This window comes from Comamonas sp., from assembly GCF_009360615.1.
GTDB lineage: Bacteria > Pseudomonadota > Gammaproteobacteria > Burkholderiales > Burkholderiaceae_C > Comamonas.
In genome coordinates this window covers 1-6,587 of record NZ_SPEY01000085.1, presented here as the reverse complement: position 1 = coordinate 6,587, position 6,587 = coordinate 1, and the positions used below count along the sequence as shown (strand labels likewise).

The window sequence follows — 6,587 nt, the reverse complement described above, 5'->3', positions numbered from 1 at the left end:
CGACAGGGCCACGATGTCCCCGGGCACCAGCTCGCGCATGGGCAGCTCGGACAGCGAGGCGTCATGGCCGCCGCCGCTGTCGCGAAAGTCTGCGGCCTGTGCATCGCTGCTGCGGCGCACGGTGACGCGGTTATCGACCAGCGCCTGCAGGCGCGCGGCGGCGCGCCGCGAGCGCCCTTCCTGGACAAAGCGCAGCAGCGTGGACAGCAGCACCATGCTGGCGATGACGATGGTGGCCTTCTCGTCCTCGGTGAGGTAGGAGACCACGGCCAGCAGCGTCAGCAGCAGGTTGAAGGGGTTGCGGTAGCAATGCCACAGGTGCAGCCATGCGGGCAGCGGCTTTTCATGCGCGACCTCGTTGGGCCCATGGCGGAGCTGGCGCTGGCGGGCCTGCTCGGGGCTTAGGCCCCGGCTCGAGGTGTCCAGCTGCTGCAGCAGCGCAGCCGCAGGGCTGCAGGCGGCGGCCTGCAGGGTCTGCACCTGTGCCGGCGGCAGGTTGACGGCGGTGGAGGGGCCGCCCGCAGGCATCGGCCGGCGGCCGAAGAGGCCCGCCAGGCGGTGGCTGCGCAAGAAGGCCCGAAACAGGTTCTTGAGGGTTGGCATCACGGCCTCCTGTCAGTGCAGTGCCTTGCTGCTGCGGCCGGGCTGCATCCATGGCTGCCGCGCCTGGCCGGCGCCCCACTGCTCGTCGATGCGCTGGCGCTGCTCCCGGGTCAGCAGCGACAGCGCATCGGCGCGCTGGCGCATGCTCAGATTGGCCATGGCACTGGCCATGAGGGATGCGGAATGCCGGTCGACCAGGTGGCGCAGCACATCGGTGCGGCGCTCGCACAGTGCCGCGATCAGGGCATGGGTCAGGCCATGGTGGCGGGGGGTGTCATCGAGGCGGGGGGCGGGGCGGCTGCGTTGCAGCACGCGCAGCCAGGCGAGGCGTTGCATGGGCATACTCCTTGGGGAGGCCCGGGAGCTGCCCGCCGCTGCTACTGCATCAGGCGTGCCGCCCCGGGACGGGGTTCCGGTCCCTGCGCGCAGCCATCGGGGGCACACGCAGGCCAAAGGCTTGGCAGCGCGCCACACCGGGCGCGCTGCACGATCGACTCGGGTCGGGATCCATACGTGTTCCTTGGTCAGGTGTGAATGAAAAGCGGGCCGGTGGCGGTCCGCGACGGGGCGGCTCAGCGCGCGCTGCGGCTGCTCAGAAAGCTGCGGATGCGATGCGTGGGCCAGCTTGTCAGCGCATCGAGCGCCAGCGTCTGTTCCAGCGCTTGCGGCAGGGCAGCCGGGGCGGCGCGCACGCCCTGTTGTTGCGTGGTCGCGGCACGGCCGTGCAGCCACGGGTGCAGTGGACGCAGAGAGCGGGTCAGGCGGTTGCTCATGGCGTTCTCCTCATCGGTTGAGGGAGCGGGCCAGGCGGCAGCGCGGCACAAGCGTTCTGGCGCGGCCACGAACCGGCGGGTAGCCGGAGCGGGATGGCGACGCGAGAACTCAGTGATGAGCAGAGCTTGCGAGCTTGAGGCCACTATCCGTGCTGCGCACGGCAGGCCGCCCCGAACGTCGGGAAGCCAAACAGCAAGTTGCGAGGGGCGCGGGGCAAGGGATGCGGGGCGGTCGATGACGACTCCCGATCCGGGGGAGTCTGTCAGTCGGCCAGCTTCGCAGCCATTGCGGCGTGCGATAAATCACTGGTTGAACTGGCACTGTCCACGTGGGGACTCCTGAAATTGCGATCTGCCGATTATCGGCCGAGACCGGTCCCAGGGTCAACCCTAGGTGGCTTTCAGTTGCAATTGCGCCGGGGCCTGGCGGGTTGCGGGCTCGGCCCATTGCCGCACGCAGCTCCAGACGATGAGGGTCTGCGCTGCGTAATAGCTGCCGAGCACGCTCACTGTGGACCAGGGCAGCGGCTGCACAAAACGGTTGATGGCCAGGATGGAGTCGCTGAGCATGAAAAAGCTGGCGCCCAGGGCGGTCAGCAGTGCGGCGCGGCTGCGCAGCTGACGATAGCGTCCCCAGGCCTGCGCTGCCATCAGGGCGATGACGCCGACATAGGCGGCCACGGGCAGACGCAGGGCACCAGGCAGGCCATGGGTCCAGAGAAAGACATACATGGCGGTGCCGATCACAGCCACCAGCAGCAGTGCGCTGCGGTCGGCAAACCAGCTCACATCGAGCCTGAACAGCGCAACGTAGCAGACATGGGCCAGCAAAAAGCTGACCAGGCCGGGAATGAACAGACTGGTCGGCAGCTGTCCGTCCAGCATCAGGAAGACATCGCCTGACATGGAGAAACCAATAGCTGCCAGCAGCAGATGGACATGCTTTTGAGACACTTTTTGTATGGTTGTTGATGTCTGCCTTGCGCAAGACGCGATGCATATGAGCGCAAAAACCATGGTGGCAGGCTTGAACAGCCAATGCCATGTCGTCAGTCCCAGTGCTGCCGTGGCCGTGGCCAGTGCGCCGCTTTGCAGCATCAGTGCCAGCCACAGGCTGATGCGGCCCTGCATGGCTGCGCCCAAGGCCCATTGCCCGGTGAGCAGCACGCCGAACCCGATCAGGTTGGTGGCCAGCGGCGACTGGTCGGCATGCCAGAGAAAGACTGCGGTGCCCGCAATCAGCGCTGCGAACTGCAGGCAGGCAAACCAGCGCAGCGCCCGGTTCATGGTCGGGGCATAGAGGATGCGGTGCTCCTCCAGATCGAAGGCGGGCCTGGGAAAACGCCGCGCCACATCGGCCGGCCGCCAGCCCGGTGGCTTGAACCAGACGCGGATTTTGTCCAGCCAGCTGCGCGCATGCCAGCTGTCATGGGCCAGCTGGCGGTAGACGCTGAGATTGGCCCAGAGCGGATCCCAGCTCTTGAGCAGGCCGCGCGTTCCGTAGACGCACGGTTCCTCGTCGTCCTCGGTCTTGTAAGTGCCGAAAAGCCGGTCCCAGACGATGAGAATCCCGCCGTAGTTACGGTCCAGATAGCGCTCGTTGACGGCATGGTGGACGCGGTGATTGCTGGGCGCGCAGAACCAGCGGTCGAACCAGCCCAGTTTCCCGACCTGCTCGGTATGCACCCAGAACTGGTAGAGCAGATCGATCAGCCCAACCACGGCAAACACCAGCGGCGGCACGCCGGCCAGGGCCATGGGCAGATAGAAGATCCAGCCCAGCAGTGCGCCGGAGCTGGTCTGGCGCAGCGCGGTGGAGAGGTTGTAGGCCTGGCTTTGGTGGTGCACGGCATGGGCGGCCCAGAGCACGCCCACTTCGTGGCCCATGCGGTGCAGCCAGTAGTAGCAGAGATCGTAGAACAGCAGGGCCAGCAACCAGCCTGGCAGGCTGAGCCAGAAGGCATCGGCCTCGATCAGCGCCACATGGCTGGCCACGACGGTGTAGATGCCCAGCGTCAGCAGCTTGGTGAAGACGGCGCTGGTCTGGCTCAGGATGCCCAGGTTCAGCGAGCTGATGGCATCGGCCAGCGCATAGGCATTGCGCCCGCGTCTGCGGCTGATGATCCATTCCACGGCAATCAGTGCGAAAAAGACCGGTGTGGCCAGAACGATGACTTGGCTGGGGGAGAGCATGGGCTCCGATTCTGGAGCGGCCCGGTGTCCGGCGGCTTGGCATGAACCCTAGCGCCCGGCGCTGCAGGCTTTACCGGGTTTCAAGGGTGAATCGGGATTGCTAAGTATTTCCTGTTATGGCAGCCGACAAGGCGCTCTGGGATAATCGGCGGCTTGCCCGTCCGCCGGAGGGCGCACCCAAATTTACCGGCCAGTACCGCGACGCTGCGACCCCGGGATGGGCCTGGAGCCGTCAGCCTGTCCGCATTCTTGCTGCATGCCCATGTCCACATCCCGCCGCTCCTTTGTTGCCGCCGCCGCCTTGCTGGCCTCAGGCTTTACCGCGCCCGCCGTTTTCGCCGCCGCCGACGCCTGGCCCGCCACCAAGCCCATCACGCTGATCGTGCCGTTCAGCGCCGGCGGCAATGTGGACACCACGGCGCGCCTGATCGGCCAGAAGCTGGGCGAGCGCCTGCACCAGTCCATCGTGGTGGACAACGTGCCAGGCGCCGGCGGCGTGCTCGGGGTGAGCAAGGCCGTCAAGGCCCCGGCTGACGGCTATACCTTGCTCATGGGCTTCGACGGCCCCATCAGCATTGCGCAACTGGTGAACTCCGCCGTCAAGTACGACGCCGAAAAGGATCTGACCCCTGTGGGGCTGACCACCATCGCACCCGTGGTCGCCGTGGCCCGTCCCGGTCTGCCGGCGCACAATCTGAACGAGCTGATTGCACTGGCGCGTTCCAAGCCCGGCTCGCTGACCTATGCCACCTCGGGCGTGGGCACCATGCTGCATCTGGCCATGGAAATGCTGCAGGAGCGCGCCAAGATCAAGCTGGTGCATGTGCCCTACCGCGGCGGCGCCCAGATCACCAGCGACGTGATGGGCGGTCAGGTCGATGTGGGCATGCTCACCACCGTGAGCGCGGTGCCCATGATCCAGCAGAAAAAGCTCGAAGGCCTGGGCGTGACATCGGCCAGGCGCATCGATGCCATCCACAACGTGCCCACCTTTGGCGAGACGGCCGAACTCAAGGGCTTTGACCTCAACACCTGGACGGGCCTGTTCGTTCCCGCCAAGACACCTCAGGCCGTGGTCACGCGCCTGGCTGCCGAGCTCGATGCCGTGCTCAAGATGCCCGATGTGCGCAAGCGCCTGGAAGATGGCGGTGCCACGCCCGGCTCCGGCACCCAGGCCAGCTTTGTCCAGTTCCTGAAGAAGGAAAAAGCCGGCTATGCCCAGATCGTGAAGTCGGCCAACATCCAGGCGGAATAAGCCATGGCCGCGCCTCTGAACCCGGTGCATGCCGAGATCCATCCGCCCGTGCTGCCCGAAGTGGCTGCCGTCGCGGATGAGATGCTGGCCCTGCGCCATGATCTGCATGCCCATCCCGAGCTGGCCTACCAGGAGCATCGCACCGGCGATATCGTGGCCGCCAGGCTGGCCGAATGGGGCTACGAGGTCCATCGCGGCCTGGGCGAAACCGGCGTGGTGGGGACGCTGCGCTGCGGCGATCACGCGAATGGCAAGCACATCGGCAAACGTCTTGGCCTGCGCGCCGACATGGATGCGCTGCCTATCCGTGAAACCACGGGCCTGTCCTATGCCAGCCGTCACGACGGCAAGATGCATGCCTGCGGCCACGACGGGCACACGGCCACGCTGCTGGCCGCAGCAAGGGTGCTGGCCGGGCGCAAGAACCAGCTCCAGGGCACGCTCAATCTGATCTTCCAGCCCGCCGAGGAAGGCCATGGCGGTGCGCAAAAGATGGTGGAGCAGGGCCTGTTCGAGCTGTTTCCCTGCGATGCGCTCTACGCCTTTCACAACGAGCCCGGCTATCCGGCGGGGCAGTTCGGCTTTCGCCCGGGCGTGATGTATTCCAGCTCGGACACCGCCATCATCACCATCCGCGGCAAGGGCGGCCATGGTGCCATGCCCCATGTGGCCGTGGACCCCATCGTCGTGGCCTCGCATCTGGTGCTGGCACTGCAGACCATTCGTTCGCGCGAGATCGACCCCAACGACATGGCCGTGGTCACCATCGGTGCCATCCATGCGGGCGATGCGCCCAATGTGATTCCGGAAACCTGCGAGCTGCGCGTGACCATCCGCGCGCGCTGCCCCGAGGTGCGCCAGCAACTGCGCGAGCGCATCACGGCCATGGCCCATGCCCAGGCCGCCGTGCACCGCGCCACGGCCGAGGTGGACTACAAATGGCGCTATCCGCCCGTCATGAACGACAAGGCAGCGACGGATTTTGCCGTCGCGGTGGCGCGCGAATTCCTGGGCGAGGAATGGCTGATTCCCGATCTGCAGCCCCTGCAGGCCAGCGACGACTTTGCCATCATGCTCAACCAGGTCCCCGGCAACTACTTCATCGTCGGCAACGGCATGGGCGAAGGCGGCTGCATGGTGCACAACGCGGCCTATGACTTCAACGACAACCTGCTGCCCGTGACGGCCTCGTATTGGGTGAAACTGGCCGAGAGCTATCTGCGCCGCGACTGAGTCCTGTATGAGTGAAATTGCATCCGTGGTCGATCTTTGCGGCCAGAACCTGCCCGGCTTCGATGCCACGACCGACTACTGGCAAGCCATCGTCACCGAGGCCGAGCTGACCCAGTCGCCTCTGCCGCCCTATGCGAAGAGCTACCCGGCCCGGTTGCCCGACGGCCGCTATCTGCTGCTGCCGCTGCGCGGCATGCCGACGGCCGATGGCTCTGCACCGGACCGCTGCGTGGCCTCCCTGATTGCCAACCAGGCGTCGATGGAGGTGGTGGAGCAGCTGGCGCTGCACATGGCGCAAGCCGCCGGGGCGTACGACTTCGATGCGGTCATCGGCCTGCCCACGCTGGGTCTGGCCTTCGCGCCGCTGGTGGCACGCCGCCTGGGTCACAGCCGCTACGTGCCCCTGGGATATTCGCGCAAATACTGGTATCGGGACGAGCTCTCCGAGCCCGTCAGCTCCATCACCACGCCGGGCAAGGGCAAGCTGCTCTATATCGACCCGAATCAGCTGGGCCTGATTGCCGGCAGGC

Annotated in this window: 7 protein-coding genes; 3 read left to right on the top strand and 4 right to left on the bottom strand. The window is 66.3% G+C overall.

Features of this window, described 5'->3' with window-relative positions; translation table 11 throughout:
- The 4 genes from E2583_RS20050 to E2583_RS20035 all read right to left on the bottom strand — a co-directional run.
- Positions 1–603, bottom strand: a 603-nt coding sequence (locus E2583_RS20050) for a cation-transporting P-type ATPase (RefSeq protein WP_291597992.1), incomplete at its 3' end; no start/stop codon positions are given.
- Between the two features lie 12 nt (positions 604–615).
- Positions 616–939 carry a hypothetical protein gene (locus E2583_RS20045; RefSeq protein WP_291597991.1) on the bottom strand — a complete coding sequence of 108 codons (324 nt, stop codon included), beginning with the start codon at positions 937–939 and terminating at the stop codon, positions 616–618.
- A gap of 236 nt (positions 940–1,175) precedes the next feature.
- Positions 1,176–1,376, bottom strand: a complete 201-nt coding sequence (locus tag E2583_RS20040; RefSeq protein WP_291597990.1) for a hypothetical protein — start codon at positions 1,374–1,376, stop codon at positions 1,176–1,178.
- A 390-nt stretch (positions 1,377–1,766) separates the two neighbouring features.
- A complete protein-coding gene (locus E2583_RS20035) occupies positions 1,767–3,569 on the bottom strand; it encodes a lysoplasmalogenase family protein (RefSeq protein ID WP_291597989.1) in 1,803 nt (600 codons plus the stop codon).
- Between the two features lie 262 nt (positions 3,570–3,831).
- On the opposite strand from E2583_RS20035, the gene E2583_RS20030 reads away from it, so the two are divergent.
- The 3 genes from E2583_RS20030 to E2583_RS20020 form a co-directional block, all read left to right on the top strand.
- On the top strand, positions 3,832–4,824 hold the full coding sequence (locus E2583_RS20030) for a tripartite tricarboxylate transporter substrate binding protein (RefSeq protein WP_291597988.1): 993 nt from the start codon (positions 3,832–3,834) through the stop codon (positions 4,822–4,824).
- A 3-nt stretch (positions 4,825–4,827) separates the two neighbouring features.
- The gene (locus E2583_RS20025) at positions 4,828–6,057 is read left to right on the top strand and encodes a M20 aminoacylase family protein (RefSeq protein WP_291597987.1); all 1,230 of its coding nucleotides are present in this window, start codon (positions 4,828–4,830) and stop codon (positions 6,055–6,057) included.
- 7 nt (positions 6,058–6,064) lie between these two features.
- Positions 6,065–6,587: phosphoribosyltransferase (locus E2583_RS20020; protein WP_291597986.1), on the top strand; the 523-nt coding region annotated here is incomplete at its 3' end.

What these genes read in the sequence shown, in the direction of transcription:
- E2583_RS20045 (WP_291597991.1), bottom strand. Translation starts at nt 939, where the DNA reads ATGCAACGCCTCGCCTGGCTGCGCGTGCTGCAACGCAGCCGCCCCGCC.
- E2583_RS20040 (WP_291597990.1), bottom strand. Translation starts at nt 1,376, where the DNA reads ATGAGCAACCGCCTGACCCGCTCTCTGCGTCCACTGCACCCGTGGCTG.
- E2583_RS20035 (WP_291597989.1), bottom strand. Translation starts at nt 3,569, where the DNA reads ATGCTCTCCCCCAGCCAAGTCATCGTTCTGGCCACACCGGTCTTTTTC.
- E2583_RS20030 (WP_291597988.1), top strand. Translation starts at nt 3,832, where the DNA reads ATGTCCACATCCCGCCGCTCCTTTGTTGCCGCCGCCGCCTTGCTGGCC.
- E2583_RS20025 (WP_291597987.1), top strand. Translation starts at nt 4,828, where the DNA reads ATGGCCGCGCCTCTGAACCCGGTGCATGCCGAGATCCATCCGCCCGTG.